Below are 26,477 nucleotides of genomic sequence, written 5' to 3' on the forward strand. Positions count from 1 at the left end.
TTCGGAGTTGTTATGTCTTTTGATTCCCTTGGTTTGAACCCTGAGATTTTACGTGCCGTTGCCGAGCAGGGTTACCGTGAACCTACCCCTATTCAGCAGCAGGCGATCCCCGCCGTGCTGGAAGGCCGCGATCTGATGGCCAGCGCCCAGACCGGTACGGGGAAAACAGCAGGTTTTACCCTGCCGTTGTTGCAGCATCTTGTGACTCATCAGCCGCATGGTAAAAGCCGTCGTCCGGTTCGTGCGCTGATCCTCACGCCGACTCGCGAGCTGGCGGCCCAGATTGGCGAAAACGTACGTGATTACAGTAAGTATCTCAATATTCGCTCGCTGGTGGTTTTCGGCGGTGTCAGCATTAACCCACAGATGATGAAGCTGCGGGGCGGCGTAGATGTGCTGATTGCCACCCCGGGTCGTTTGCTCGATCTGGAACACCAGAATGCGGTGAAACTGGATCAGGTTGAGATCCTGGTGCTGGATGAAGCTGACCGCATGCTGGATATGGGCTTTATTCATGACATTCGTCGCGTTCTGGCGAAACTGCCGGCAAAACGCCAGAACCTGCTGTTCTCGGCAACGTTCTCTGACGATATTAAATCGCTGGCCGAAAAGCTGCTGCACAACCCGCTGGAAATTGAAGTGGCGCGTCGTAATACCGCGTCCGAGCAGGTGACTCAGCATGTGCATTTCGTGGATAAAAAACGCAAACGCGAACTACTTTCGCAGATGATTGGTCAGGGCAACTGGCAGCAGGTGCTGGTGTTTACCCGTACCAAACATGGTGCGAACCATCTGGCGGAACAACTGAATAAAGACGGCATTCGCAGCGCGGCGATCCACGGTAACAAATCTCAGGGCGCGCGTACGCGTGCGCTGGCTGATTTTAAATCCGGTGATATTCGCGTGCTGGTGGCGACCGATATTGCCGCGCGCGGGCTGGATATTGAAGAACTGCCGCACGTGGTGAACTACGAGTTGCCAAACGTCCCGGAAGATTACGTGCACCGTATTGGTCGTACCGGCCGCGCCGCCGCCACCGGCGAAGCGTTGTCTCTGGTGTGCGTCGATGAACACAAACTGTTGCGTGATATCGAGAAGCTGCTGAAAAAAGAGATCCCGCGTATTGCAACGCCAGGCTACGAGCCAGACCCGTCTATCAAAGCTGAGCCGATTCAGAACGGTCGCCAGCAGCGTGGCGGCGGTCGCGGCCAGGGCGGAGCAGGACGTGGCCAGCAGCCGCGTCGTCAGGATGGCGGCGCGCCGAAAGGGAAACCGCGTAGCGGCGAAGGCAAACCGGCAGGCGATAAACCTCGTCCACCGCGCCGTCCGCGCAGACCGTCTTCAGCACAGTAATTCACCTGCTGTATGACAGTATAAACATGCTATCCGGTCTACACATTGTGTAGGCCGGCCAGGTCAATCATTCCCCTGAGCTTTGCGATTTCAGCACGATTGAGCAGGTATAGCGTCCTGCCGGGTGAACAGAAATCGTCGTTTCAAAAACTTTTCCTTCCCTGTCCAGATAGCGGCGCACAATTCTCATCGCCGGAGAATCAGGTGCTACGTTAAGGATTTTTGCCATCTTCTTAGGCACGCCAACTGCCGTAATCGTCTGGTGAACTTCATGACTTTTAATACCGTAGTGCGCTTCGATCAGATCGCTAATTAACGAGTGCGGATCATCGCGGATGTACGTGCGCAGCTTGGCGTAGTCCGTGCTGGCGTAACTGTCGGTCCAGCAAATTGGCGCGTCCGGGTTTTGCGCATCTTCACGGGTACTGGCAATGTGCAGCCATCGGGAACCTGGCGGGCAGCCAATCAACTGGGACAACTCTATGTCCGCCACAATCTCATCGATTTTCTTGATGACGCGCAGATTGTTCCTGGCCAGCAGCAGCAGATCCTCAAGATGCGATAGCGGATGATTGACGCCGTTAGCCTTAGGTTCGCAAACGCGGGTGCCTGCGCCTTTACGCCGTGAAATCAAACCTTGCTCTGTTAATTCCCTTAGCGCCTCACGCATGGTGTGGCGGCTGACCTGCCATGTTTCGCACAGTTCCATTTCCGTAGGAAACAGCGAGCCGGGGGCAAAGGTTCCCACCGAAATTTGCTGTGCCAGTTCACGTGCTATTCGCTTGTACAGAGATTCTTTCATCGCAGTTTCATCAAAATATTAGTGATCTTTATCACGAAAATTTGTACGGACTATTCCCTACATTTCTTATGAATACTATAAATGTCCGTACATTTAAATGTACGGACATTTGATAATGTCTGGACATTGTGGCGGCGTTTGAATATCCAACAAACCGCCGTAAACAAGCATCTTATCATTATCAGATTTTCCAGGGGGATTTATGGCTTCGAATGTACTTGATTCTGTTCTGTTCAGGGATTCTTTCGGCACACCGGCGATGCGCGCGGTGTTTGACGATCGCGAGCTGGTGCGCAAATACGTGGAAGTGGAAGTTGCGTTGGCTAAGGCTCAAGCGCGCTGTGGCGTAATACCTGAGGCGGCGGCGCAGGAAATTGCCGAGAAATGTAATGCCGACACGCTCGATTTTGATTTATTGCGCCATGAAACTGAAATAGTGGGGTATCCGATCCTACCGCTGGTGCACCAGATTTCTAAACAGGCTGGCGAGTCCGGCGGCTATGTGCACTGGGGGGCAACCACTCAGGACATTATGGACACCGCGGTAGTCCTACAAATTCGTGATGCGTTCACGTTAATTGAGACCGATATAAACAAACTTCGTGCGACGCTCGCAGACCTCGCACGTCGCTACCGTGATACGCCAATGGCCGGGAGAACCCACTTACAACAGGCTTTGCCCGTGACCTTCGGTTATAAAGCGGCCATCTGGCTGGATATGTTTGAACGCCACGCGGAACGTCTTACCCAGGCGCGTCCTCGTGTTCTGGTCGGCGAATTTGCGGGTGCAGCTGGTACGCTGGCATCGCTGGGGGATAAAGGGCTGGCGGTACAAAAAGCGATGATGGAAGAGCTTGGACTGAATGTTCCAACGTCCACCTGGCACGTCGCGCGTGATGGTTTTGCCGAAGCGGTTAACTTGTTAGCGGTGATTACCGGGTCGCTGGGTAAGATTGCCTACGACGTAATGTTGCTGGCAGCCAATGAGTTTGGCGAGCTGTATGAGCCGTTTGTTAAAGGGCGTGGCGCCAGCAGTACCATGCCGCAGAAACGCAACCCGATCTCCAGCGAACTGATGCTGGCCTGTGCTAAAGGCGTGCGTCAGCAAGCGGGACTGATGCTGGATGCGATGGTGCAGGACCTGGAACGGGCGACCGGGCCGTGGCATGCGGAATGGATTGCTATCCCGGAAAGTTTCGTTCTCAGCGCAGGGGCGTTGCATCAGGCCAATTTTATGCTGGCGGGGCTGATAGTCGATGAAGCGGCGATGAAACGTAACCTCGGTATGACCAACGGCCTGATTGTGGCTGAGGCGGTCATGATGGGACTGGCGCCGTACATCGGTCGTCAGGATGCGCATGATGTTGTGTACGACGCCTGCCGTATCGTCAACGAACAGGGGGGGCGACTGGCTGATGTGCTGAATGCGATGCCATCTGTTGCAGAACGACTGGATCCGCAGTTGATTGAGAAACTGACCGACCCGGCAAATTACCTGGGAATGGCACCCGCGATGGTCGATCAGGTGCTGACCAAATATATGTCGCAGAAATGAAGGTTCTCGGGCTAACGGAATAAGGATATTTTTATGTCAACGAATTCTGTCGCGGGAAAATCCATTCTGGCGTTCCTGATACCGCTGGCGATTGGGGGGATAATTTGGTTTTATCCCGTACCTGATGGTCTGACGCCTCAGGCCTGGCATATGTTTGCTATTTTTGCCGCGACCATTGCCGCCATTCTTACCCAACCGCTCCCTTCGGGGGCGGTAATGCTGATTGCGCTTTGTGTGGTGATTTTTACCAAGACCTTGCCAGAGGCGAAAGCGCTGTCAGGGTTTGCTTCCGGTACGGTATGGCTCATCTTCTGCGCCTATGTTCTTTCTCTGGGGTTTGTTACCTCAGGGCTCGGGAAACGTATCGCGTATAAAATGTTATCGCTATTTGGCGGCAGTAGTCTGGGTATTGCCTATTCGCTGGGGGTATCTGATCTGATTATGGCTCCGGCAATGCCGTCAGTGACAGCCCGTTCCGGAGGGATTATTTTCCCTATCACTCGTTCAATCAATGACGTATTAGGTTCGGCTCCGGGAGCAACCGGCAAGCGTATTGGTGATTTCTTAACCATGGTGTGCTTTCAGTTTACGCCCATTACCGGGGCGATATTCCTCACCGGGATGGCGGCAAATCCGCTGGTGGCGAGTCTGGCTAAATCCTCATTAGGCGTCGAGATAACCTGGGGCGGGTGGTTTGTTTCCGCTGTTGTTCCTGCGATGGTCTGTTTCTGTTTGATGCCGCTTCTGGTCTATAAGTTGCTGGATCCTGAGCTTAAACGTACGCCAGAGGCAAAAGCGATGGGTAAGCAGGCGCTCGGTGAACTCGGTGCGATGAGCAGTAACGAGAAAAAGGTCGCGTTTGGCTTTGTGTTGGCATTGGTCGGCTGGGGCACCAGCTTAATCACGGGATTATCGGCAACCTCGGTCGGACTGGGATTGGCCGCTTATCTTTTCGCCTCTGGCGCAGTCAGTTGGAAAAGCCTGCTCAATGACCATGCAGCGTGGGACACGGTAATCTGGTTTAGCGTCATTATTAGCCTGGCGACCGGTCTTGCCGATCTGGGCTTTATTAAATGGATGACGATAAAACTGGGCAGCGGTATTCAGGGATTTGGCGCGATAGAGTCCTTCGTTTTGCTGGGGATCCTGTATATTTATGTCCACTATCTCTTTGCCACGGCGACCGGCCATGTCGCTGCGCTGTATGCCCCTTTTGCGGCCACGGCGATCGCTGCTGGCGCACCGCCGATGATGGTGGCGATCTGCTTTGGTATCTTCAGTAATCTGATGTGGGGCAATACGGAATACGGTGGTGGACCTGGCCCCATCTATTTTGCCCAGGGCTATTTTGAACGCCCGCGCTTTTACAAAATCAACCTCTGTGTGGTGACGGCAAATGTCATTATCATTTTTGCCGTGGGCATGCTGTGGTGGAAGTTACTGGGATACTATTAGCCGACGCGTTTATTCGGCCTGCAATGTACCTGACTGTAGGCCGAATAGGGTGTAAGCCGCCTTCCGGCAATTTAAGTCCGCGCTGCGAAGCGCTTTCCAGAATGGGGGAAAAAGGTACATCCAGCGCCTGAAATGTGCCACAATAGTGGCTGTTTATACAGTATTTCAGGTTTTCTCATGGCACTTACGGCTGCGCTGAAAGCGCAAATTGCCGCCTGGTACAAGGCGCTTCAGGAACAGATCCCCGACTTTATCCCCCGCGCACCGCAGCGGCAGATGATTGCTGACGTTGCGAAAACGCTCTCCGGGGAAGAAGGGCGGCATCTGGCGATTGAAGCGCCGACTGGGGTGGGGAAAACCCTGTCCTATTTAATTCCGGGAATCGCCATTGCCCGGGAAGAACAAAAAACGCTGGTGGTGAGTACCGCCAACGTCGCCTTGCAGGATCAGATCTACAGCAAAGATCTGCCGTTACTGCGCAAAATTATTCCTGACCTGCGTTTTACCGCCGCGTTCGGTCGTGGGCGCTATGTCTGCCCGCGTAACTTAGCGGCGCTTGCCAGTACCGAACCTAATCAGCAGGATCTGCTGGCTTTTCTCGACGATGACCTGACGCCAAATAACCAGGAAGAGCAAAAGCGCTGCGCCAGGCTGAAAGGCGACCTCGACACCTATAAATGGGACGGGCTGCGCGATCACACGGATATCGCTATTGATGACGGACTCTGGCAACGCCTGAGCACCGATAAGGCCAGCTGTCTGAATCGTAATTGTCACTATTATCGTGAATGTCCTTTTTTTGTCGCCCGCCGTGAGATTCAGGAAGCCGAAGTGGTGGTGGCCAACCATGCGCTGGTGATGGCCGCCATGGAAAGTGAAGCTGTTTTGCCGGAGCCGAAAAACCTGCTGCTGGTGCTTGATGAAGGACACCACTTGCCGGACGTTGCGCGCGATGCGCTGGAGATGAGTGCGGAAATCAGCGCCCCCTGGTATCGACTGCAGTTGGATCTGTTTTGTAAGTTAGTGGCTACCTGCCTTGAGCAGTTTCGCCCCAAAACCACGCCGCCGTTGGCAAATGCCGAGCGTCTGAACGGCCACTGCGAAGAACTGTATGAACTGATTTCTTCACTTAACAATATTCTTAATCTGTATATGCCTGCCACCCAGGAAGCAGAACACCGTTTTGCGATGGGTGAACTGCCAGCGGAAGTAATGGAGATATGTCAGCGCCTGGCGAAGCTCACAGAAATGCTGCGCGGTCTGGCTGAACTGTTCCTCAACGATCTCAGCGAAAAAACCGGCACTCACGATATTGTGCGTCTGCATCGGGTTATTTTGCAGATGAACCGGGCGCTGGGTATGTTCGAAGCGCAAAGCAAGCTGTGGCGGCTGGCCTCGCTGGCGCAGTCGTCAGGCGCTCCGGTGAGTAAATGGGCGACGCGTGAAGTGCGTGACGGGCAGAGCCACGTCTGGTTCCACTGCGTGGGGATCCGCGTGAGCGATCAACTGGAAAGACTGCTGTGGCGCAGCGTACCACATATTATCGTTACCTCCGCCACGCTGCGCTCGCTCAACAGCTTTTCGCGTCTACAGGAGATGAGCGGCCTCAAAGAAAAGGCCGGTGACCGCTTCGTCGCGCTGGATTCTCCGTTTAATCATGTTGAGCAAGGCAAAATTGTTATTCCTCAGATGCGCTACGAACCGTTGATAGAGAACGAAGAGCAGCATATTGCGGAAATGGCTGCCTATTTCCGCGAACAGTTGGAAAGCAAAAAGCATCAGGGCATGCTGGTGCTGTTTGCCAGCGGTCGGGCGATGCAGCGTTTTCTTGAGCACGTCGCCGATCTACGTCTGCTGTTGCTGGTCCAGGGCGATCAGCCGCGCTATCGTCTGGTGGAGCTACACCGCAAACGGGTACAAAACGGTGAGCGTAGCGTGCTGGTGGGTCTGCAATCTTTTGCCGAAGGTCTGGATTTGAAAGGCGACCTGCTGACGCAGGTGCATATTCATAAAATCGCCTTTCCGCCAATCGACAGCCCGGTAGTGATCACCGAGGGTGAGTGGCTGAAAAGCCTGAATCGTTATCCTTTCGAAGTACAGAGTTTACCGGCCGCATCGTTTAATTTAATCCAGCAGGTCGGGCGACTCATCCGTAGCCACGGCTGCTGGGGGGAAGTCGTTATTTATGACAAGCGTTTATTGACCAAAAACTACGGCAAGCGTTTACTGAATGCGTTACCCATATTTCCGATAGAGCAACCTGCTGTGCCAGACGTTATAGTAAAACCAAAAGAAAAAGCGAAACCCACGCGCCGCCGCAGGCGTTAACGATGTGAGCAACAGCAAGGAGTTATCGATGGATTACCGCAAAATCATCAAAGAGATTGGGCGAGGGAAAAATCACGCGCGTGACCTGGATAAGGATACTGCTCGCGGACTGTATACCCATATGCTGAACGGCGATGTACCGGAGCTTGAGATGGGCGGCGTACTGATTGCGCTACGTATTAAAGGCGAGGGTGAAGCGGAGATGCTGGGCTTTTACGAAGCGATGCAGAACCATACTATTCGCTTGACGCCGCCGGTTGCTAAACCCATGCCCATTGTTATTCCCAGCTATAATGGCGCACGCAAGCAGGCGAATCTGACTCCGTTGCTGGCAATTTTACTGCACAAGCTGGGCTTTCCGGTAGTGGTGCACGGCGTCAGTGAAGATCCAACCCGCGTGCTGACAGAAACCATTTTCGAACTGATGGGCATTACGCCAACGCGGCATGCGGGGCAGGCACAGGCAAAACTCGATGGTCATGAGCCGGTGTTTATCCCGGTGAGCGCGCTGTGTCCTCCGCTGGAGAAACAGCTGGCGATGCGCTGGAGAATGGGCGTGCGTAACAGCGCGCATACGCTGGCTAAACTCGCCACGCCGTTTGCTGAAGATGCCGCGCTGCGTCTTGCCAGCGTGTCGCATCCGGAATATGTATCGCGCGTGGCGAAATTCTTTAGCGACATCGGTGGCCGTGGCCTGTTGATGCAAGGTACAGAAGGCGAGGTGTATGCCAACCCGCAGCGCTGTCCGCAGATAAGCCTGATCGATTCATCCGCTGTGCGAGTGTTGCAGGAGCGTCAGAGTGAGATGCCCGACGAGCCGGTACCGCTGCCAGTGGCAAAAGATCCGGAAACTACCGCGCGCTGGATTGAACGTTGTCTGGCCGGTAGCGAGCCTGTTCCGGCCTCGTTGAAAATTCAGATGGCCTGCTGCCTGGTCGCAACCGGCGAATCTTCCTCGCTGGCTGAAGGCCTTGCTCGCGTCGGGCAAAGCTTCTAATTTTCTTGTTCCCCCCGACAGGTCATTTACCAGGCCTGTCGGTTCATCCTTTGCATCAACGTGAAATTTCTGCACGTTTATTGATCTCCTGACTGCCGTGGCGCAGCATAGTTTGTTGAAAAATAAGAAACACAACAAACACGCGACACAACAGGAGATAACAATGAACAGTGGACATCGCTTCCATGTGCCAACGCTGCACGCCTTTATTCAGGCCGTTTTTCACCAGATGGGGAGTAACGAGCAGGAAGCGCGGCTGGTGGCCGATCATCTGATTGCCTCTAACCTCGCCGGGCACGACTCCCACGGCATCGGCATGATCCCAAGCTATATTCGCTCCTTCTCGCAGGGACATCTGCAGATCAACCGTCATGCCAAAGTGGTTAAAGATGCGGGGGCGGTGATTACGCTTGATGGCGATTGCGCATTTGGTCAGGTGGCGGCGCACGAGGCAATGACGCTTGGGATTGAAAAAGCGCGCCAGTACGGTATCGCCGCCGTGGCGTTACACAATTCGCACCATATCGGACGCATTGGTTACTGGGCGGAACAATGTGCGGCGGCAGGTTTTGTCTCGGTACACTTTGTGAATGTGGTGGGCATCCCGATGGTCGCACCGTTCCACGGCCGCGATAGCCGTTTTGGCACCAACCCTTTCTGCGTCGTTTTTCCGCGTAAAGATACTTTCCCGTTGTTGTTGGACTATGCAACCAGCGCCATCGCTTTTGGCAAAACCCGCGTGGCATGGCATAAGGGGGAACCGGTGGCTCCGGGATGTCTGATTGATGCCGAAGGAGCGCCGACAACCGATCCTGCTGTGATGCAGGTCTCTCCGCTGGGGTCGTTGCTGACCTTCGCTCAACACAAGGGTTATGCGCTGGCGGCGATGTGCGAAATTATGGGCGGCGCGCTTTCTGGTGGTAAAACCACACATGAGGAGAGCCTGCAGACCAGTGCGGACGCCATCATTAACTGTATGACCACCCTTATTATTAACCCAGAACTGTTCGGCGCGCCGGATTGCGATAACCAGGTCGCGGCATTTACTGAGTGGGTAAAAGCGTCCCCACATGCCGATGACGCTCCGATCCTGTTGCCAGGTGAGTGGGAGGTGAATACTCGTGAGGAAAGGCTGGAACAAGGTATTCCGCTGGATGCCGGAAGCTGGCAGGCAATCTGCGAGGCGGCGTTGCAAATAGGGATGCCCGACACCGTGTTACAGGAATTCCGTGAACGGCTGAAACACCAGGCAAAAAAAAGCCCGTCCAGTGGCGGACGGGCAAACAAAGGGTAACAAACAGGGTCAATGAGGGTTGGAGCATTGGGTCGTACAGGTAATCTTTCGGTTATTTGTAGATAACCGCGGTGCCGCTCATTTTGTCGTTGCCGACAGCGGAGGTGATGTTGTAACCCGTTGCGCCGGCAGCGGCTGCTTTCTCAGCCAGTTTTGCTTCCAGACCATCCAGCGTGGTGGCGCCATCAGCAGATACCACACCAATTTTATTCATGCTTTGTGCCTGAGTGGAGGAAACCGGCTCGGCAGCGAAAACGCCAAATGACAGGGTAGAAAGGGCGATGGCGGCAACGGCAAATTTAATATTTTTCATGATTAATCTCTCGCAGGTTTGTTCTGTTAGTCAGTGTTCTGGTAAGAAGACGTTGTTTCGTCGATGTGAGAAGTATCACGTTTTTTTATGCGAGAGAAAATCGAATAGAATTGACGGCGTCAATCAAAAAAATTGAATGACAAATAACTTATTGAATATTAATAAATTCGAAAGAGGGATTTACAGTTCTTGTCACTGCGCTTTACAGTGAAAGCGACAACGGCACATTTTGCTACACAGCATGCGAAAAAGCGTGCTCGTAAAGGAAATTATCTGCGCTGAAACGTTTGGTAAAGATAAGTCAACGTAGCTGGCTGTCTTTCGAACCTCTGCGATTATATCCTGAAAATGCTGAGCTATGTGAATCTTTATCCTGCTGACAGGCTATGCATAAGCGTACGCCTGGCACTGCCTCACGTCTGGCCTGCGGGATAGGATTACCGCACTCTTCGCATTCATACAGACTTTCCCCGGTCGGTAATTCACCACGTGCGCGGGCAACAGCATCTTCAATAGTATTGTTGATCTGCTCGTTAACTGCGTCGTCATTTGCCCATCCGGATGCCATATGTACCTCCTGTTATTGTCTACAGAATAAGTATAGCGAATATGATGGCTGAAAAACGACCACACATCAGCGGTATCAGATTTCAGACCATTCGCGCAGGAAACTGCATTCGGGATGAATGCAGTTGGGCTGAAGTGGAGGGGTTACTTATAGATAGTGGCGCTACCGTACATCTGGTTTTTACCGCCCGCAGAGTTAACGACAAAGCCTTTTGCGCCTTGCTCTTTTGCTTTCTCTGCCAGCTTGTCTTCGAGATCGCTCAGGTTAGTGGCGCCGGTAGCGAATACTGTACCTGAGGCCTGGAGCTGACCGGTTGCTGGGCTGGTGTTGGGCTGTGCGGCAAAGGATGCGAACGTCATACCGGTTAGTACGGTAGCGGCAAGTAATGTGAGGCATTTCTTCATGGTGATATCCTCTGAGAAACAACAGGTGGTGCCTGATAAGTTTAGGCCGCCAGCGGAAGACATTAACCGCAAAAAACTGGTGATAACATGTCTGTTTTTTGAACAATCGGTAAGGCAACGTACAGGCATAAAAAATCAAATATCCTTGTTGTGTGTGTTTACCGCGTGGCGTTATGCGGGTATCTTACGCCGCTGTTAAAAGGAGAATGCTATGTCCCCCCAGAAACCGGGATTACACCCGCGTAACCGCCACAATGGCCGTTATGATCTTGCGACTTTATGCCAGGTTACACCCGAGTTGACGCAATTTCTCACCCTCACGCCCGGCGGCGAGCAGAGCGTTAACTTCGCCAATCCGCAGGCAGTGAAGGCGCTCAATAAAGCACTGCTGGCGCATTTTTATGCGGTGAAAAACTGGGATATTCCAGACGGTTTTCTGTGTCCGCCAGTTCCTGGTCGTGCGGACTACATTCACCATCTGGCCGACCTGTTAGGTGAAACGACAGGAACTATTCCGGTAAATGCGAGCGTGCTGGATGTAGGGGTTGGGGCAAACTGCATTTATCCGCTGATTGGCGTGCATGAATACGGCTGGCGATTCACCGGTAGTGAAACCAGTAGCGAAGCGTTTAACAGCGCTCAGGCGATTGTTAACGCCAATCCGGGGTTGACTCGCGCAATTCGTTTGCGCCGGCAAAAAGATGCAGCGTCAATCTTCACCGGTATCATTCATAAAAATGAGCAGTATGAAGCCACAGTATGCAACCCGCCATTCCATGATTCTGCGGCCTCAGCCCGCGCCGGAAGCGAACGTAAGCGTCGTAATCTGGGTCAGGACAAAGATGATGCGCTGAACTTTGGCGGACAGCAGCAGGAGCTGTGGTGTGAAGGCGGCGAAGTGGCGTTCATCAAGAAAATGATCGCCGAAAGCCAGGCCTTTGGCCGTCAGGTGATGTGGTTTACCACGCTGGTTTCGCGCGGTGAGAATTTACCTCCGCTGTATCACGCATTAACGGATGCGGGCGCGGTGAAAGTGGTTAAGAAAGAGATGGCCCAGGGGCAAAAGCAGAGCCGCTTTATTGCCTGGACCTTTATGGATAACGATCAGCGTCGTCGTTTTATGGCGCGTAAACGCTAGAGCGTTGGCTCCCCTGGCGGCAGTTGTTCGCTTGCCGCCGACGGAGGGCCATTCACCGGTGCAGGCAAGACCTGATACGTCTGTACCGGGGCGCGTACGTTGGCCAGATCGAAGTGTTTTTTCACCTGGCTGTCGAGCGCGAAACGTACCGTCCACTGTTTCAGCGGCAGGGTCGTAAATGAGACCCGTAGCGTGAAAGCCGTATTGGTTAACCCCACGATCCCGGCAAACGACGGCTCGCCGATAATAAGCCCGCGAATATCGTCCTTTTCCATCAGCTCAGCGACAGCGTCTTTCAACGCCTGATTGGCTTTATCCGCATCTTCATGACGGTCGACATCGTAATTGGCGACGACTGAGCCAATGCCACGCACAAAGTTGGCGAAGGTGGTTATCGATGACCAGGGAATGATATGGTACGCCCCGGTATCCTGACGCACCCCCACAGAACGAATGGACATCCTTTCAACCGTACCGGTGAGTGGACCGATAGTGACTAAATCCCCGGTGTTCATACCATTTTCGAACTGAATGAAGATCCCGGTGATAATGTCTTTTACCAGCGTTTGCGAGCCAAAAGAGATCGCCAGCCCCAGCGCCCCGGCCCCGGCCAGCAAGGGGGCGATGTTGACGCCAATTTCGGACAGCACAATCATGATAGTAATAGTGCTGATAATCACCGCCAGCGCATTGCGGAACAGCGTTAACAGCGTGCGGGTACGGGCACTGGGCAATGGGCGACCGTGTATATCGGAAGCCAGACGATTTTCAATCAGGCTGGCAAGGATCGTCCAGCCAATGGCGGAGAAGAAAAGAATCAGCGCGATACGAATCAGGATATCCACCGTTTTCTCTCCGGCGCCGTAATGCAGCCAGTTCCAGAAGTCGAACAATCCCCAGGCATTGAGCAGCAGCATCACCGCGACGCACACCGTCAGGATCCGGGCCACGCTTAACGCCGTCGACAGCCAGCCATTCAGCCGTTTTTGTAATTCCGGGTAGCTGCGCTGGGTATGTGGCGACAGGGTAATCGTTTTGGCTATCCAACGCGAAAGCATGCCGGAAACAAAGGCGGCAATGCCGATAATCACCAGGCTGCGTAACGTTGCGCCCATCATGAATTTCAGACTGTTGCCAGGGTCAAACAGCGAGAAGAAAAACAGCACAATGAAGTAAGCGCTGGCCAGCCAATGCCATACCAGCGCGAAGGCGCGGATGAACAGGCTGAAAAAGGCTAGCGATCTTTCCGCCAGATTGAGCAAATGCTGCGTGATCTCTTTCTTATTTCTGAAAATCAGATACAGCGCCCATAGCGTGATACACAGCATGATGATGACGTTTGCCATCGCACCGACCTGCACGTTGACCTGATTTGAGATAATAGGAACGGCAACAATCAGTCCGTAACCAATCAGGCTGCTTAATGAACTCAAACGGCGACTCCAGTAGCGCGCGCCGTCATCCTGAATGTTAAACGGGCGTAGCTCCGCTACCGTCGGGCAAAATATCAGACGTAAAATCGCTTTGAAGAACTCAATCAACGCAAAGGCATTGAGGAACAGACTTTGCTGGAAAGCGATGGTGCGGCTCCCGGCGTTCATTCGATCGCTCAGAATCTGCCCTATAAACAACGTCAGCGCCAGCAGTAATAAATCGATAATAAATGCGCCGACGATCATTGCCGGAAGCTGTAGCCAGTTGCTGCGTTCGCGGTTTTTCCGTCGCGCCCATTGCCCCATTTTGCGATACAGCGGCAGCGCGCACAGGCGGATCAGCCAGTAAAACCCAAACACTGACGCTGCCAGCATTAAAAAATGGGTCAGGGCATTGGTGAAGGTTTGCGGGTTAAAGGTTTTATGCGGGGCGTCGGTGATGTTGCGGTAAAGCTGGGCAAAGCGGTCGGAAAGAACTTCACTATAGTGACGACTGACATCTGTCACGTTTTCCAACACCGTTTTTTCTTCAGTTAGCGTGGGGGGGACAATCACCGGCACGGGTTCGGGAGGAGGCGTTGCCGCGACTTTGCGCAATTGACCAATCAACTCCTGGCGCGATGCTTCATTGTCCAGTACGTCAGCCAGCGCGGCGTAAGCGGCTTTCTTTTGCTCAACATCAGGCTCTTTTGCGGGGGTGGCTTGCGGGTCGGCTGAAGTCGATGTTGTGACGCCGGGTATCGTCACCGCGTGAGACGGTATGCTCAGCAGACAAAAGAAGACCAACAGGATCCAGCGCATGACTCCTCCCATGAGAAAATAAATTCAAAAGGATAAGTATAGATGCCAGAGCGTAAGAGAATGGAAATGAGAGGATTCTGGTGAAAACCTCCCTTCGGGCGAAGGGAGGTCAATGCATCAGGAGACGTGCTGCAAGAATTCCTGTAAACGCTGGCTGGGTGGATTTTCAATCAGGGCTTGCGGATTACCGTCTTCGGCAATACGTCCCTTATCAATGAAAATCAGACGTGAGGCCACTTTTTCGGCAAAGCCGATCTCGTGGGTCACAATCACCATGGTCATTCCTTCTTCCGCCAGATCCTGCATGACTTTCAGAACTTCGTGACGCAGTTCAGGGTCAAGCGCCGAGGTTGGCTCATCAAACAGCATCATTTTCGGCTTTACTGCCAGTGCACGGGCGATAGCCACACGCTGTTGTTGACCGCCGGACAGTTCAGAAGGGTAGTGATGCGCGCGCTCGGCCAGGCCGACCTTCGCCAGTAATTCTTTCGCCAACTTCTCTGCCTGTTCTTTATTCGCCCCGCGTACGCGCTGCGGCCCAAACATGACGTTTTCCAGCGCCGTCAGGTGGGGAAACAGGTAGAACTGCTGAAACACCATCCCGGCTTCCTGGCGAATTAACCGCTCATCGACCTTGGGATCGTTGACTTTCAGACCGTCGACGATCAGATCGCCAGAGGTTATCTCTTCCAGCTTGTTAATGCAGCGCAGCAGAGTAGATTTACCGGAACCGGACGGCCCGATGATGACCACGACTTCGCCCTGCTTAATGTTCAGATCAATATTGTGGAGAACCTGGGTAGGACCAAAGTGCTTAGAAACATTTTTAAATTCAATCACAGGATTTTCATCCTTCTTTCCAGACGACGCAGAATGAAGCTCAGCACCAGCGTAATGATCAGATAGAACACCGCAACGGCGCTCCAGATTTCCAGTGCGCGGAAGTTACCGGCAATGATTTCCTGGCCCTGGCGGGTCAGTTCAGCGACGCCAATGACGATAAACAGCGAGGTATCTTTAATGCTGATGATCCACTGGTTGCCCAGCGGCGGCAGCATACGACGCAGCGCGAGAGGCAAAATAACGTGACGGATAGTCTCTGTACGTGAAAGTCCAAGCGCCAGTCCGGCTTCACTGAATCCTTTATGGATTGAGAGCACCGCACCGCGGGTGATTTCCGCAATATAGGCACCGGAGTTGATCATAATGGTGACAACGGCGGCGCTAAAGGGGTCAATACGTAAATCGTTAAACGCCATTGGCAGAGCGAAGTAGATAAACATCACTTGCACAACGATTGGTGTACCGCGAATGACTTCGATAAACACCAGCGCTACGTGGTTGGCTATCCAACCGCCGAAAGTACGCGCAAACCCTGCTGCAAGCCCGATTACCAGGCCGCCAGCCAGACCGAGGATCGAGATCTATAAGGTCATTTTGGCGCCTTCAATCAAAAGAGGGATGGCGGGCCAGATGGCACTCCAGTCAAACTGCATATGTCGTTCCTGTTACCGTGGTGTAAATATTCAAATGCCCGTTTTGCCAGATACGCTGTGCTTATCCGGTTACAGGTCTCAAAAATCCTGGGAAAGGCCCGGTATGCATCGCGCCACCGGGCATCACTGCCAGTTATTATTTAGGTTCAGTACCGAACCATTTTTTGTAGATCTCGTTATAAGTGCCGTTCTCTTTCAGCGTTTTCAGCGCGCCGTTCACTTTCTCACGCAGGTCATTGCTGCCTTTCGGGAAGGCGATACCGTACTGCTGAGCTTCCAGCGAGTCACCTACGGCTTTGAACTGGCCGTTACCCGCGGTTTTGATGAAATAAAGAATGTTTGGCGTGTCATGCAGCACGGCGTCTGCGCGGTTGGTGCCCAGTTCCATATAGGCGTTATCGATATTTGGGAACTGACGCAGGTCTTTGGTTTTGATGTTAGCTTTTGCGTAATCAACGGAACCGGTGCCGCTCTTCACAGCAACGACTTTACCATCCAGGTCTTTCACGCTTTTAACGTCGTTATTATTCGCTTTGACCATCACTAACAGACCGCTTTTGTAGTAGCCGTCAGAGAAGTCGATCGCTTTTTTACGCTCGTCGGTGATGGTGATACCCGCCAGTGCCAGGTCGACGTTTTTGGTTTGCAGAGCCGGGATGATGCCGCTGAAATCCATTGGTTTCAGTTCATAATCCAGCTTCAATTCTTTGGCGACGGCAGCCCACAGATCCACATCAAATCCAACGTATTTGTCACCCTGTTTGAATTCAAATGGAACAAACGCGGTGTCAGTTGCGACAACCAGTTTCTTATCTGCGGCATGGGAGGACACCGCAAAAGCCAGGGTAAGTGCAGCCAGTGAAACTTTTAATACAGACTTCATAGGATTTCCTTTTATATCCACGGGGCGATCCCCTGCGAGAACATATGGCTTAATGAAAAAATCGTGCCACTTTTGCAACTCATTGTTTTAAAAAGAAGGTATTTCTTTTCTCTGCACAATAAGTAGGACAAAGCGGATAATCTGCACTATTTTGGGGCACTCATTTGGTGCGTACCTGACACGGTGCAAACGGTATGACTATTTAGCGTAAAAATTGTTGATAAAACAATCTTTCGTTAACGATTGTGTGAGGTGATTATTACAATTAATTTACTTTGGAGTGACGAATGATCAATGTTATGCACCATAGATGTGCAAAACCCCCGCCGGAGCGAGGGTTTTATAGGTAATTCTTATGCCTACAGTTATTCAATGTTGGCTTCGATAAACCACAGGAATTTGTCGAGATCGCGTGACGCAGCGGTGAAGATATCCGCTGTATCTTCGTCTTTTGCCTCGCTAATGGCTTTACGTACGCTATTGGCGACCACTGCATAACGATCGGCCAGCTCTTTTAAGTGGTCCTGTACGCTATGGATATCCAGCGGATAGCTTTTCAGCGGCGTTTTGCTGTTAATGACCTGGGTTGTACCCAATGCCACACCGCCTAACTGTACGGCGCGCTCAGCCATGGTATCGAGATGATCGGTCAGGGCAGTACGGAAGCCATCCAGCATTTCATGGACAGCAATAAAGTTCGCGCCGCGCATGTTCCAGTGAGCCTGTTTAGTGATCAACGACAGGTCGATGAACTGGATCACTTGCTGATTCAGCAGTTCTACCGTTGCTTTCTTTTCGCTGTCTGTCACATCGTTGCGAGTATAAACGAGGGCGGATGCTTTTGTTTTTACCAGTTTTGCGGTACTCATATTTTCATATCCTCTTGATATTTATGTCCCAACTCTTCAACGGAAATAAGTATAGCGCTAATTTTGGATTTATTTTTCCGGTGTTACCTATTACTTTAATAGCGAAGAGATGAGCGGATAATAAAAATATATTGAAATCATGAGGATACATGGTTTTATTGTCATGCAATGTTATTTTTATGTTAATGTGGAAATTAAAAGAAATAGGCGAATGAGAAAAATCTATTTATTAGAAAAATTATCACGCAGATTTACAATTGGATATTCTGCATGATTATGCAAACCATGCAGAATATTAAGGGGTTAATTCACGTCAACTTGCTTAATTTGCGGTTCTTTGCGAATAGTGAGTGTAGAACCCATTGATGCGGCAATAATCGCCCCCAGGGCCAGCGTCTGGATAAGCGTTAGCGTTTCACCGAGGAAGATCATTCCCGAAACCGCAGCCAGCGCGGGTTCCATGCTCATTAACGTACCAAAAGTCCGCGTTGGCAATCGCGTTAGTGCGATCATCTCTAATGAGTAGGGGAGCGCGGTGGAGAGTACGGCCACGGCCAGGCCCAACGGCAGTATTGACCAGTGCCACAGGGCATCGCCGGCCTGAATTGCGCCAATGGGAACAAAAATCAGCGCGGCGATTAATGAACCAACCGCTACGGTTGCCGGACCATGTTCCGCGCCGGCACGCTGCCCGGTGAGAATATAAACTGCCCAACAGGCGCCAGCTCCCAGCGCCAGCGCTGCGCCGGTTAAATCCACATGAGAAACGTCCTGGCCAAGCGGTAACAGGAACCAAAGCCCAAGAACGGCGAGCGCGACCCAAATAAAATCTACAGGGCGTCGGGATGAAAACAGCGCCACTGCAAGCGGGCCGGTAAACTCCAGCGCCACGGCAATTCCCAGCGGGACAGTCTGAATAGACAGATAAAAGAGGTAGTTCATCCCGCCAAGAGACAGACCATAAAACAGCAGCGGCAGGCGCTGTTCTTTGGCAAAACGTAAACGCCAGGGTTTAAAGAAGGCGATAAGGATGAGTGTGCCCAGTGCGAGGCGCAGCGCGGTAACGCCAGGCGCACCGACGAGAGGGAACAGCGATTTTGCCAGAGATGCTCCGCTTTGAATGGAGGACATAGCAATAAGCAAAACTAAAATAGGTAACCAAACTGGCGCTTTTCGTAACGACCCCGGCATCCTTTCTCCTGACAAATGATGGTTACATCTCTTCATCTGCGCGGCGTTACGACGCGGATGGCAAAATGTATAGAAAAGTAAAACAGCGAGTGTAATGGAAATACACTCAACTGGTTGAGTATTGGTTGAAAAAAAAATTCTTCAGATCCGTACAATGGTACGAAATTGGTGGATTAATAATCTGCGTGATTAGGAATTATCTGGATGAATGTGTCGTATTGTGCGCGCAATAATGGCTCATTAGATTAAAAAAGTGGTGTAAATTGAAAGGTATAGCTGGCTTGTGAAATGTTTTGTTACATGAAAGAGCCCGTTAGACACCGCGAATCGCAAAGAGTTTCCCATCAATTTTTGTTATATTTAAAACTTAGGATTTACTTGAAGCACATTTGAGGTGGTTATGAAAAAAATTGCATGTCTTTCAGCACTGGCCGCTGTTCTGGCTTTCTCCGCAGGTACTGCTGTAGCTGCTACTTCTACCGTTACTGGTGGTTACGCTCAGAGTGATGCTCAGGGCGCAGCGAACAAAATGAACGGTTTCAACCTGAAGTATCGCTACGAGCAGGACAACAACCCGCTGGGTGTAATCGGTTCCTTCACTTACACTGAAAAAGACCGTACCGATGCTTCTGGCGACTACAACAAAACCCAGTACTACGGCATCACTGCGGGTCCGGCTTACCGTCTGAACGACTGGGCAAGCATCTACGGTGTAGTGGGTGTTGGTTACGGTAAATTCCAGAACGCAGCATCTCCGGCTGACAACCACACCACCAGCGACTACGGTTTCTCTTACGGTGCTGGTCTGCAGTTCAACCCGATCGAAAACGTTGCTCTGGACTTCTCCTATGAGCAGAGCCGTATTCGTAGCGTTGACGTTGGCACCTGGATCGCTGGCGTGGGTTACCGCTTCTAATCACTTCGGTGATATAAAAAATCCGCCTTTTGAGGCGGATTTTTTTTGCGTGTAATTTAGAGATTAACGAGATTTGGTCTCAAAGATATCGGTACCCAGATGGTTGTAATCCACCTTCTGCAGTTTGAAGTTGGTGATATACACCGGTCCGGCTTTCTTCTCTGAGATAAAACGGTAGCTGTTGGTAATTTCCTTCGCGCTGATCCCCGTCCATTGAGAGAAAAAGCTGAGGAAATCATTGGCAGAGCGACGGGCTTTGATCACCCGATGCGCTTTATCATCGCTCGACAGCACCATAAAAGGCACCTGGAAATTCTGCTGGAACCGATCGTCATGCGCCAGGTACTGCACCTCTTTTCCCCGCTCTTTAAAGGCGAGGCCATGATCGGAGAAATAGACCATCGAGAAGCTATTGCCGCTGTTACGTAATTGCTCGTAAAGCTGGCGCAGCAGGCCATCCGTCTGCGTCATGGTGTACAGATAGCAAGATGTCTCTTTTGACTGAACGAAGGTCTCGTATTTTCCTTGCGTACGGTCGCAGGCCTGCGGATGTGAACCCATTAAATGCAGCACGATGAGCTGCGGCTGAGTGCGCTCGGTTGCCAGCACCTGGGCGGTCATCTTTAACAGTTCTTCGTCACGGGTATTTTTATCCGCTTCGAAATCACCATTTTTGAGGAAGTGCACTTCATCAGCCCGCTTTGCGATACTGGCGATAGCCGTATCGTATTCACCAATCTGCCCCTGATTGGAAAACCACCACGTCTGGAATCCCGCGCGGTTAGCCAGAGTGACAAAGTTATCCTGGAACTGCGGCTTATTATCAACGACCCGATTAAGCGTTAAGCCAAGCGATTTTTGCGTTGAACCGCTTGCGGCAATGTAATCTGCGAACAGATAGCCGTTAACGGAACTGGCAAACGGGGTGTTATCCCAGTGACCGCCAAACGCGCCTAATGCATCGCGGCGGGCGCTTTCACCAATGACCACGACATAGGTGTGATACTTTGGCTTCACGGCGGTTACTGTCCAGCTGTCTTTCACACTCGACAGCTTCGCCATGCGCTCCTGTTCATCGAGCACTTCGTTATTATTGACGATCACGTCTTTGGCGAAGCGGAAAACCGGATAACCGGTGTCCTTAAGCTTGAACACGCCGCCCCAGGCCAGGTTTTGTACCGGGGTAACAAAAAACGCGATGACGCTAAACAACAAACACAGACTGTCGTACTTATTCCAACTGCGCTTCTGCGCTTCTTTTTTACGGCGTACGGCGATAACGCCGAGGGCAAAAATAAATACCCCAACCAGATAATTGTACCAGGGGAAGATGGTCAGGATCTCGGTGGACTCTTCCATATTGGTTGAATGCAGCGCCAGCAACGTATTGAAGTTAGGCGAACCGTAAGCCTGACCAAACGGAAAGTACATTGCCGCAATAAGTGAGCAAATGCCGATCAGCACTTTCTGCGCGCGCGGCGCGCTGCGCCATAGCAGTATTAATATACAGGTGAAAGCAACGCTGTAGAGCAAGCTAAGCGGATAGCCCAACGCCAGGTTGATCAGCATAGACTGTAAGAAATAGAGGCCAGTCCACGGACTGATGGCCCGGCTACGAGCAATGATTGAATCTTTGAGGGTTAAATTCATACGCCACTAATGCAAAAACGCCATGTGCTTACCCTGGCGTTAAGGGTCATTGCCTGCCTGAGAGAGCGAGAAGAGGGATAGGGTCCGCATCCGCGAGCCGCAATATACGCAGGGCTGCGAAAAGATAGAGTGTGCATGAGAGAAGGTCAACTACTACAAGGAAATTGTTTTGCGAGAGAGGTGGCAAAACTGACAAAAAGCAGGGTTATTGGGACGAAAAACACTACTGTACCCAGATGACAGCAGGGAAAGGAAGCGGCGTACCGCGACGCCGCATTATTTTTCTGAAGGTTTATCCTGCTCTGGTTTGCTGTTGATCATGTCACACAGCATAGAGATCAGCATCAACCGTACTTTAAAGGGAGAATGGCTAAACACGCGTATACACCTCTTAAATTCATTCATATAAACCTCCTGACTTCACGATCCCATCAGTCCTTGAGGGATGTCTTTATTATATACAGATATAGCACAGGCTATATTATATAGCTATTGCTAAAACGTTAATTTTTTGTGCCCACGCAACTCTGGTTTACAATGAGCGCTCTCTAATCAGATGCCGTTAACGCGTCACAGTAACGAGGAAGCAGAATGAGTCGTCGCGCAGGTACGCCAACAACAAAAAAAGTGACGCAATTGGTGAATGTCGAAGAACACGTTGAAGGATTTCGTCAGGTCCGGGAGGCGCATCGCCGCGAGCTGATTGATGACTACGTAGAGCTGATTTCCGATCTCATTATTGAGGTAGGTGAAGCGCGCCAGGTGGACATGGCTGCCCGACTCGGGGTTTCCCAGCCGACGGTTGCCAAAATGTTGAAGCGCCTTGCTTCCGTCGGGTTGATTGAAATGATCCCCTGGCGCGGTGTGTTTTTAACCGCAGAAGGCGAACGTCTGGCCCAGGAGAGCCGGGAGCGTCATCAGATTGTGGAAAATTTCCTGTTGATGTTAGGTATCAGCCCGGAAATTGCCCGCCGTGACGCAGAGGGAATGGAGCACCACGTCAGTAAGGAAACGCTGGAGGCTTTTAGCCGTTTTACGCAACAGCAAGGATCTGGCTCTGAATGAGTTTTCCTTTACTACGCGCCTTGCAGCGCGATCGTTTTTTCCAGCTGTTAATCATCGTCGGGGTTGTACTGAGCGTGTTCACGCCGTTTACGCCCCGTTCTTGGCCTGGAGCGATTGACTGGCGCACCATTATTACGCTTAGCGGCCTGATGTTACTGACCAAAGGCGTTGAATTAAGCGGTTACTTCGATGTGTTAGGGCGCAAGATGACCCGCCGCTTTCACACTGAACGCCAATTGGCGATATTTATGGTGCTGGCGGCGGCGCTGCTGTCGACGTTTCTGACCAACGATGTTGCATTGTTTATTGTTGTCCCGCTGACCATCACCCTGAAAAAATTGTGCGCCATTCCGGTGAATCGCCTGATTATCTTTGAGGCGCTGGCGGTAAACGCCGGATCGTTGCTGACGCCAATCGGCAATCCGCAAAATATCCTGATGTGGGGGCGCTCCGGGTTGTCATTTACCGCGTTTACGTGGCAAATGGCGCCGCTCGCGGGTGCCATGATGCTGACGCTGGTGGTGCTGTGCTGGTTTAGTTTCCCGAACAAAGCATTGCACTATCATACCGGGACGCGCGCGCCGGACTGGCAACCACGCCTGGTGTGGAGCTGTCTGGCGCTGTATATCATCTTTCTGACGGCGCTGGAGTTAAAACAAGAGCTGTGGGGTCTGGCGATTGTGGCGGCGGGGTTCATGGTTCTGGCGCGTCGCGTCATCCTCAGCGTGGACTGGACGCTGCTGCTGGTATTTATGGCGATGTTTATTGATGTGTATTTGCTGACGCAGCTACCGGCATTGCAGGGGATAACGCACCAGATTGGCACGCTCTCAGCGCCGGGTCTCTGGTTGACGGCCATTGGCCTGTCGCAGTTTATCAGTAATGTTCCCAGTACGATTTTGTTGCTGAACTACGTTCCGCCGACGCTGCTGCTGGCCTGGGCGGTTAATGTGGGTGGGTTTGGTCTGCTGCCGGGATCGCTGGCGAATCTTATCGCTTTACGCATGGCAAACGATCGACGGATCTGGTGGCGTTTTCATTGGTATTCGTTGCCGATGCTGATATGGGCGGCGCTGGTAGGGTATGTTTTGCTGCAGATGATGTAATTGATATGGTGTGCCGGATGGCGGCTGGCGCCTGATCCGGCCTACTGCGTTGGTAGGCCCGATAAGCGTAGCGCCATCGGGCATGTATAGCAGATTAGTTCAGACGAACCGGCATACCAGAACGGTTCTGTACCGCCTGCTCAACGACGGACTGATCGACATCAGACTGACCGGTGACGCTGGTAATGCTCTTGTTCAGCGTAATCGGTACGATTTCCCCGCCTTCAAACTGTGCTTCCGTGGTGGACAGCGGGTTGTGTACCTCGATGTAGCGGCTGCCGTCTGGTTCGGTAGTGGCTTTCACCGGCTCATCGATAAACTGTACGCGAGTGCCGACCGGCACATTTTCAAACAGGAATTTGATGTCGTCGTTACGCAGACGGACACAACCGTGGCTGACACGTAAGCCAACGCCGAAGTTAGCATTGGTGCCGTGAATAGCATACAGACGGCCGATATACAGTGCGTACAGCCCCATCGGGTTATCCGGGCCTGCCGGAACCACGGCCGGCAGCGGTTCGCCCGCAGCGCGGTATTCCGCATGCATTTTCGCCGTTGGCGTCCAGGTTGGGCCCGCTTTCTTACGTTCTACTTTGGTGGTCCAGTTGATCGGCGTGTCTTTGCCTAACTGGCCGATACCGATCGGCAGAACGATAACGGTGTTGGTGCCTTTCGGGTAGTAGTACAGACGCATTTCAGCGCTGTTGATAACAATACCTTCATGCACGGTATCCGGCAGGATCAACTGCTGAGGAATGTTCAGTACGGTGCCGCCCTTCGGCAGGAAAGTATCCACGCCAGGGTTCGCTTCCAGCATGTTAGACAGACCCATCTGATATTCTGCCGCAAAATACTCCAGCGGTTGGGTATTGCCTTCAGGAATGGTGATGACCTGGTTTTGGCCAATCAAACGGCTACCATCGGTAGGCAGCGGGTACGTGACGGCTGAGGCAGTGTTGCAAAAACCAACTACCGCAAGTGCCGCCGCGAAAAGCGTTGTCAATTTCATATTCATCTTCATGTATGCGAGATTCAGTGCCAGGCAGGCGAGTGGGTTGAGATTTATGTAGTGTTGGGCACGCATTATATGTGCAATCTGAGCAACAAGGAATTCGGATGTGTACTAAATCACATTTTTTTCCTTTTGCTTTCACTTTCCCCCTTCAGCATGAAGGGGCGATCTTATCGTAGACTTATGGCATAATAAGCGGTTTGTCACATATTTCTTTCTCTTTCAGGATACGCCAGTGTTAGTTTCCAGCAACGTCACCATGCAGTTTGGCAGTAAGCCGCTGTTTGAAAATATTTCCGTCAAATTTGGCGGCGGCAACCGTTACGGCCTGATTGGCGCGAACGGTAGCGGTAAATCCACTTTTATGAAAATTCTCGGCGGTGATCTCGAACCGACGCTGGGTAACGTTTCCCTCGATCCGAATGAGCGCATCGGTAAGCTGCGTCAGGATCAGTTCGCCTTTGAAGAGTTCACCGTGCTTGACACCGTGATCATGGGGCATGCTGAACTGTGGGCAGTGAAGCAGGAGCGCGATCGTATATACGCGCTGGCCGAAATGAGTGAAGAAGACGGCTATAAAGTGGCTGACCTCGAAGTTCAGTACGGTGAAATGGACGGTTATTCTGCTGAAGCGCGTGCGGGCGAACTGCTGCTGGGCGTGGGTATTCCGGTAGAACAACATTACGGGCCGATGAGCGAAGTCGCACCCGGCTGGAAGCTGCGTGTGCTTCTGGCGCAGGCGCTGTTCTCTAACCCGGACATTCTGCTGCTCGACGAACCAACGAACAACCTGGATATCGACACCATCCGCTGGCTGGAGCAGACGCTGAACGAACGTGACAGCACCATGATCATCATTTCGCACGACCGTCACTTCCTGAACATGGTCTGCACGCACATGGCGGATCTGGACTACGGCGAACTGCGTGTTTATCCGGGGAACTACGACGAATACATGACGGCGGCCACCCAGGCGCGTGAACGTCTGCTGGCCGATAACGCCAAGAAGAAAGCGCAGATTGCTGACCTGCAATCTTTCGTCAGCCGCTTTAGCGCCAACGCCTCAAAATCTCGTCAGGCGACTTCCCGCGCCCGTCAGATCGATAAAATTAAACTGGAAGAAGTTAAAGCTTCCAGCCGTCAGAACCCGTTCATTCGCTTCGAGCAGGATAAGAAACTGTTCCGTAACGCGCTGGAAGTGGAAGCGCTTACTAAAGGTTTTGATGAAGGCCCGCTGTTTAAAAACTTCAATCTGCTGCTCGAGGTGGGTGAGAAGATTGCCATTCTGGGCGCCAACGGCGTGGGTAAATCCACTATGCTGAAAACGCTGGTCGGTGATTTGCAGCCGGATAACGGTACCGTGAAGTGGTCCGAAAACGCGCAAGTTGGTTACTATGCGCAGGATCATGAATATGAGTTCGAAAACGATCTGACCGTATTCGAGTGGATGAGCCAGTGGAAACAAGAAGGCGATGATGAACAGGTTGTGCGCAGCTTCCTCGGTCGTCTGCTGTTCAGCCAGGACGATATCAAGAAGCCTGCAAAAGTGCTCTCCGGTGGTGAAAAAGGGCGCATGCTGTTCGGTAAGCTGATGATGCAGAAACCGAATATTCTGGTAATGGATGAACCAACTAACCACCTGGATATGGAATCGATTGAGTCGCTGAACATGGCGCTGGAAATGTATCAGGGCACGTTGATTTTCGTTTCTCACGACCGTGAGTTCGTCAGTTCTCTGGCAACCCGTGTGATTGAAATTACGCCGGAGCGCGTGATCGACTTCACCGGTAACTACGAAGATTACCTGCGTAGTAAAGGTATCGACGGCTAATTTCCCGTCGTCTTTCA

Annotated in this window: 23 protein-coding genes and 1 pseudogene; 11 read left to right on the forward strand and 13 right to left on the reverse strand. The window is 52.1% G+C overall.

Translation table 11 applies throughout. The features are described 5' to 3' along the window. Positions 1–12 precede the first annotated feature (12 nt). Positions 13–1,353: an ATP-dependent RNA helicase RhlE gene (gene rhlE / locus OOJ59_RS03170; protein WP_038639094.1), complete on the forward strand. Its 1,341-nt coding sequence runs from the start codon at positions 13–15 to the stop codon at positions 1,351–1,353. Between the two features lie 67 nt (positions 1,354–1,420). Here rhlE and OOJ59_RS03175 read toward each other — a convergent pair whose 3' ends face one another. Further along, positions 1,421–2,155, reverse strand: a complete 735-nt coding sequence (locus OOJ59_RS03175) for a GntR family transcriptional regulator (protein WP_079224891.1) — start codon at positions 2,153–2,155, stop codon at positions 1,421–1,423. Positions 2,156–2,357: 202 nt separating this feature from the next. On the opposite strand from OOJ59_RS03175, the gene OOJ59_RS03180 reads away from it, so the two are divergent. The 5 genes from OOJ59_RS03180 to OOJ59_RS03200 all read left to right on the forward strand — a co-directional run bounded on the left by OOJ59_RS03180 (position 2,358) and on the right by OOJ59_RS03200 (position 9,784). Further along, the gene (locus tag OOJ59_RS03180; protein ID WP_160955534.1) at positions 2,358–3,710 is read left to right on the forward strand and encodes a class-II fumarase/aspartase family protein; all 1,353 of its coding nucleotides are present in this window, start codon (positions 2,358–2,360) and stop codon (positions 3,708–3,710) included. Between the two features lie 33 nt (positions 3,711–3,743). Next, complete coding sequence (locus OOJ59_RS03185) at positions 3,744–5,165, forward strand: DASS family sodium-coupled anion symporter (RefSeq protein WP_160955535.1); 1,422 nt, start codon at positions 3,744–3,746, stop codon at positions 5,163–5,165. Between the two features lie 177 nt (positions 5,166–5,342). Next, positions 5,343–7,493, forward strand: a complete 2,151-nt coding sequence (gene dinG, locus OOJ59_RS03190) for an ATP-dependent DNA helicase DinG (RefSeq protein WP_110498536.1) — start codon at positions 5,343–5,345, stop codon at positions 7,491–7,493. A 28-nt stretch (positions 7,494–7,521) separates the two neighbouring features. Then, the gene (gene ybiB, locus OOJ59_RS03195) at positions 7,522–8,490 is read left to right on the forward strand and encodes a DNA-binding protein YbiB (protein WP_160955536.1); all 969 of its coding nucleotides are present in this window, start codon (positions 7,522–7,524) and stop codon (positions 8,488–8,490) included. A 163-nt stretch (positions 8,491–8,653) separates the two neighbouring features. Next, positions 8,654–9,784: a malate/lactate/ureidoglycolate dehydrogenase gene (locus OOJ59_RS03200; protein WP_160955537.1), complete on the forward strand. Its 1,131-nt coding sequence runs from the start codon at positions 8,654–8,656 to the stop codon at positions 9,782–9,784. A 52-nt stretch (positions 9,785–9,836) separates the two neighbouring features. Here OOJ59_RS03200 and ybiJ read toward each other — a convergent pair whose 3' ends face one another. From ybiJ to mcbA, 3 genes are all read right to left on the reverse strand, one after another. Beyond that, positions 9,837–10,097, reverse strand: coding sequence for a DUF1471 family protein YbiJ (ybiJ, locus tag OOJ59_RS03205; protein WP_006685371.1), 261 nt, complete (start codon positions 10,095–10,097; stop codon positions 9,837–9,839). A gap of 301 nt (positions 10,098–10,398) precedes the next feature. Beyond that, positions 10,399–10,665 carry a DksA/TraR family C4-type zinc finger protein gene (locus OOJ59_RS03210; protein ID WP_150344823.1) on the reverse strand — a complete coding sequence of 89 codons (267 nt, stop codon included), beginning with the start codon at positions 10,663–10,665 and terminating at the stop codon, positions 10,399–10,401. Between the two features lie 143 nt (positions 10,666–10,808). Further along, positions 10,809–11,069 carry a DUF1471 family periplasmic protein McbA gene (mcbA, locus tag OOJ59_RS03215; protein WP_069323210.1) on the reverse strand — a complete coding sequence of 87 codons (261 nt, stop codon included), beginning with the start codon at positions 11,067–11,069 and terminating at the stop codon, positions 10,809–10,811. A 211-nt stretch (positions 11,070–11,280) separates the two neighbouring features. Between mcbA and rlmF the strand changes: the two genes are divergently transcribed. Further along, positions 11,281–12,207 carry a 23S rRNA (adenine(1618)-N(6))-methyltransferase RlmF gene (rlmF, locus tag OOJ59_RS03220; protein ID WP_087857593.1) on the forward strand — a complete coding sequence of 309 codons (927 nt, stop codon included), beginning with the start codon at positions 11,281–11,283 and terminating at the stop codon, positions 12,205–12,207. Here rlmF and ybiO read toward each other — a convergent pair. From ybiO to rhtA, 6 genes and pseudogenes are all read right to left on the reverse strand, one after another. After that, positions 12,204–14,441: a mechanosensitive channel protein gene (gene ybiO, locus OOJ59_RS03225; protein ID WP_160955538.1), complete on the reverse strand. Its 2,238-nt coding sequence runs from the start codon at positions 14,439–14,441 to the stop codon at positions 12,204–12,206. The genes rlmF and ybiO overlap by 4 nt on opposite strands. Before the next feature lie 117 nt (positions 14,442–14,558). After that, positions 14,559–15,281, reverse strand: a complete 723-nt coding sequence (glnQ, locus tag OOJ59_RS03230; protein WP_042309588.1) for a glutamine ABC transporter ATP-binding protein GlnQ — start codon at positions 15,279–15,281, stop codon at positions 14,559–14,561. Beyond that, positions 15,278–15,937, reverse strand: a pseudogene (gene glnP / locus OOJ59_RS03235) (glutamine ABC transporter permease GlnP). The gene glnQ and the pseudogene glnP overlap by 4 nt, the downstream one beginning before the upstream one ends. 136 nt (positions 15,938–16,073) lie before the next feature. After that, the gene (glnH, locus tag OOJ59_RS03240; protein ID WP_038639115.1) at positions 16,074–16,820 is read right to left on the reverse strand and encodes a glutamine ABC transporter substrate-binding protein GlnH; all 747 of its coding nucleotides are present in this window, start codon (positions 16,818–16,820) and stop codon (positions 16,074–16,076) included. A gap of 365 nt (positions 16,821–17,185) precedes the next feature. Further along, positions 17,186–17,689, reverse strand: coding sequence for a DNA starvation/stationary phase protection protein Dps (gene dps, locus OOJ59_RS03245; RefSeq protein WP_038639118.1), 504 nt, complete (start codon positions 17,687–17,689; stop codon positions 17,186–17,188). Between the two features lie 303 nt (positions 17,690–17,992). Continuing rightward, positions 17,993–18,880, reverse strand: coding sequence for a threonine/homoserine exporter RhtA (gene rhtA / locus OOJ59_RS03250; protein ID WP_042309586.1), 888 nt, complete (start codon positions 18,878–18,880; stop codon positions 17,993–17,995). Positions 18,881–19,280: 400 nt separating this feature from the next. On the opposite strand from rhtA, the gene ompX reads away from it, so the two are divergent. Beyond that, positions 19,281–19,796 carry an outer membrane protein OmpX gene (gene ompX / locus OOJ59_RS03255; RefSeq protein ID WP_003035257.1) on the forward strand — a complete coding sequence of 172 codons (516 nt, stop codon included), beginning with the start codon at positions 19,281–19,283 and terminating at the stop codon, positions 19,794–19,796. Positions 19,797–19,859: 63 nt separating this feature from the next. Here ompX and OOJ59_RS03260 read toward each other — a convergent pair whose 3' ends face one another. Together OOJ59_RS03260 and mntS are read right to left on the reverse strand one after the other, a co-directional pair. After that, positions 19,860–21,446 carry a phosphoethanolamine transferase gene (locus tag OOJ59_RS03260; RefSeq protein ID WP_121528799.1) on the reverse strand — a complete coding sequence of 529 codons (1,587 nt, stop codon included), beginning with the start codon at positions 21,444–21,446 and terminating at the stop codon, positions 19,860–19,862. A 276-nt stretch (positions 21,447–21,722) separates the two neighbouring features. Then, positions 21,723–21,851: a manganase accumulation protein MntS gene (gene mntS / locus OOJ59_RS03265; protein WP_003831584.1), complete on the reverse strand. Its 129-nt coding sequence runs from the start codon at positions 21,849–21,851 to the stop codon at positions 21,723–21,725. 186 nt (positions 21,852–22,037) lie between these two features. Here mntS and mntR point away from each other — a divergent pair, with 186 nt between their 5' ends. Both mntR and OOJ59_RS03275 read left to right on the forward strand, forming a co-directional pair. Then, a complete protein-coding gene (gene mntR, locus OOJ59_RS03270; protein ID WP_038639127.1) occupies positions 22,038–22,511 on the forward strand; it encodes a manganese-binding transcriptional regulator MntR in 474 nt (157 codons plus the stop codon). Further along, positions 22,508–23,617 carry an anion transporter gene (locus OOJ59_RS03275; protein WP_160955539.1) on the forward strand — a complete coding sequence of 370 codons (1,110 nt, stop codon included), beginning with the start codon at positions 22,508–22,510 and terminating at the stop codon, positions 23,615–23,617. The genes mntR and OOJ59_RS03275 overlap by 4 nt, the downstream gene beginning before the upstream one ends. A 94-nt stretch (positions 23,618–23,711) precedes the next feature. On the opposite strand, the gene ldtB is transcribed toward OOJ59_RS03275, so the two are convergent. Then, positions 23,712–24,632, reverse strand: coding sequence for a L,D-transpeptidase (gene ldtB / locus OOJ59_RS03280; protein ID WP_038643088.1), 921 nt, complete (start codon positions 24,630–24,632; stop codon positions 23,712–23,714). 232 nt (positions 24,633–24,864) lie between these two features. Between ldtB and OOJ59_RS03285 the strand changes: the two genes are divergently transcribed. Beyond that, positions 24,865–26,460 carry an ABC-F family ATPase gene (locus tag OOJ59_RS03285; RefSeq protein ID WP_038639134.1) on the forward strand — a complete coding sequence of 532 codons (1,596 nt, stop codon included), beginning with the start codon at positions 24,865–24,867 and terminating at the stop codon, positions 26,458–26,460. Positions 26,461–26,477: the final 17 nt, after the last annotated feature.

Source organism: Citrobacter sp. W9 (assembly GCF_026719375.1).
Taxonomy (GTDB): Bacteria; Pseudomonadota; Gammaproteobacteria; order Enterobacterales; family Enterobacteriaceae; genus Citrobacter; species Citrobacter werkmanii.

Coding starts and splice junctions, on each gene's coding strand:
- ybiO (WP_160955538.1), bottom strand. CDS start 14,441: ATGCGCTGGATCCTGTTGGTCTTCTTTTGTCTGCTGAGCATACCGTCT.
- ldtB (WP_038643088.1), bottom strand. CDS start 24,632: ATGAATATGAAATTGACAACGCTTTTCGCGGCGGCACTTGCGGTAGTT.
- rhlE (WP_038639094.1), top strand. CDS start 13: ATGTCTTTTGATTCCCTTGGTTTGAACCCTGAGATTTTACGTGCCGTT.
- mcbA (WP_069323210.1), bottom strand. CDS start 11,069: ATGAAGAAATGCCTCACATTACTTGCCGCTACCGTACTAACCGGTATG.
- rlmF (WP_087857593.1), top strand. CDS start 11,281: ATGTCCCCCCAGAAACCGGGATTACACCCGCGTAACCGCCACAATGGC.
- OOJ59_RS03180 (WP_160955534.1), top strand. CDS start 2,358: ATGGCTTCGAATGTACTTGATTCTGTTCTGTTCAGGGATTCTTTCGGC.
- OOJ59_RS03175 (WP_079224891.1), bottom strand. CDS start 2,155: ATGAAAGAATCTCTGTACAAGCGAATAGCACGTGAACTGGCACAGCAA.
- OOJ59_RS03185 (WP_160955535.1), top strand. CDS start 3,744: ATGTCAACGAATTCTGTCGCGGGAAAATCCATTCTGGCGTTCCTGATA.
- dinG (WP_110498536.1), top strand. CDS start 5,343: ATGGCACTTACGGCTGCGCTGAAAGCGCAAATTGCCGCCTGGTACAAG.
- OOJ59_RS03260 (WP_121528799.1), bottom strand. CDS start 21,446: ATGAATTTAACCCTCAAAGATTCAATCATTGCTCGTAGCCGGGCCATC.
- OOJ59_RS03200 (WP_160955537.1), top strand. CDS start 8,654: ATGAACAGTGGACATCGCTTCCATGTGCCAACGCTGCACGCCTTTATT.
- dps (WP_038639118.1), bottom strand. CDS start 17,689: ATGAGTACCGCAAAACTGGTAAAAACAAAAGCATCCGCCCTCGTTTAT.
- glnH (WP_038639115.1), bottom strand. CDS start 16,820: ATGAAGTCTGTATTAAAAGTTTCACTGGCTGCACTTACCCTGGCTTTT.
- mntS (WP_003831584.1), bottom strand. CDS start 21,851: ATGAATGAATTTAAGAGGTGTATACGCGTGTTTAGCCATTCTCCCTTT.
- mntR (WP_038639127.1), top strand. CDS start 22,038: ATGAGTCGTCGCGCAGGTACGCCAACAACAAAAAAAGTGACGCAATTG.
- ybiJ (WP_006685371.1), bottom strand. CDS start 10,097: ATGAAAAATATTAAATTTGCCGTTGCCGCCATCGCCCTTTCTACCCTG.
- OOJ59_RS03210 (WP_150344823.1), bottom strand. CDS start 10,665: ATGGCATCCGGATGGGCAAATGACGACGCAGTTAACGAGCAGATCAAC.
- rhtA (WP_042309586.1), bottom strand. CDS start 18,880: ATGCCGGGGTCGTTACGAAAAGCGCCAGTTTGGTTACCTATTTTAGTT.
- ompX (WP_003035257.1), top strand. CDS start 19,281: ATGAAAAAAATTGCATGTCTTTCAGCACTGGCCGCTGTTCTGGCTTTC.
- ybiB (WP_160955536.1), top strand. CDS start 7,522: ATGGATTACCGCAAAATCATCAAAGAGATTGGGCGAGGGAAAAATCAC.
- OOJ59_RS03275 (WP_160955539.1), top strand. CDS start 22,508: ATGAGTTTTCCTTTACTACGCGCCTTGCAGCGCGATCGTTTTTTCCAG.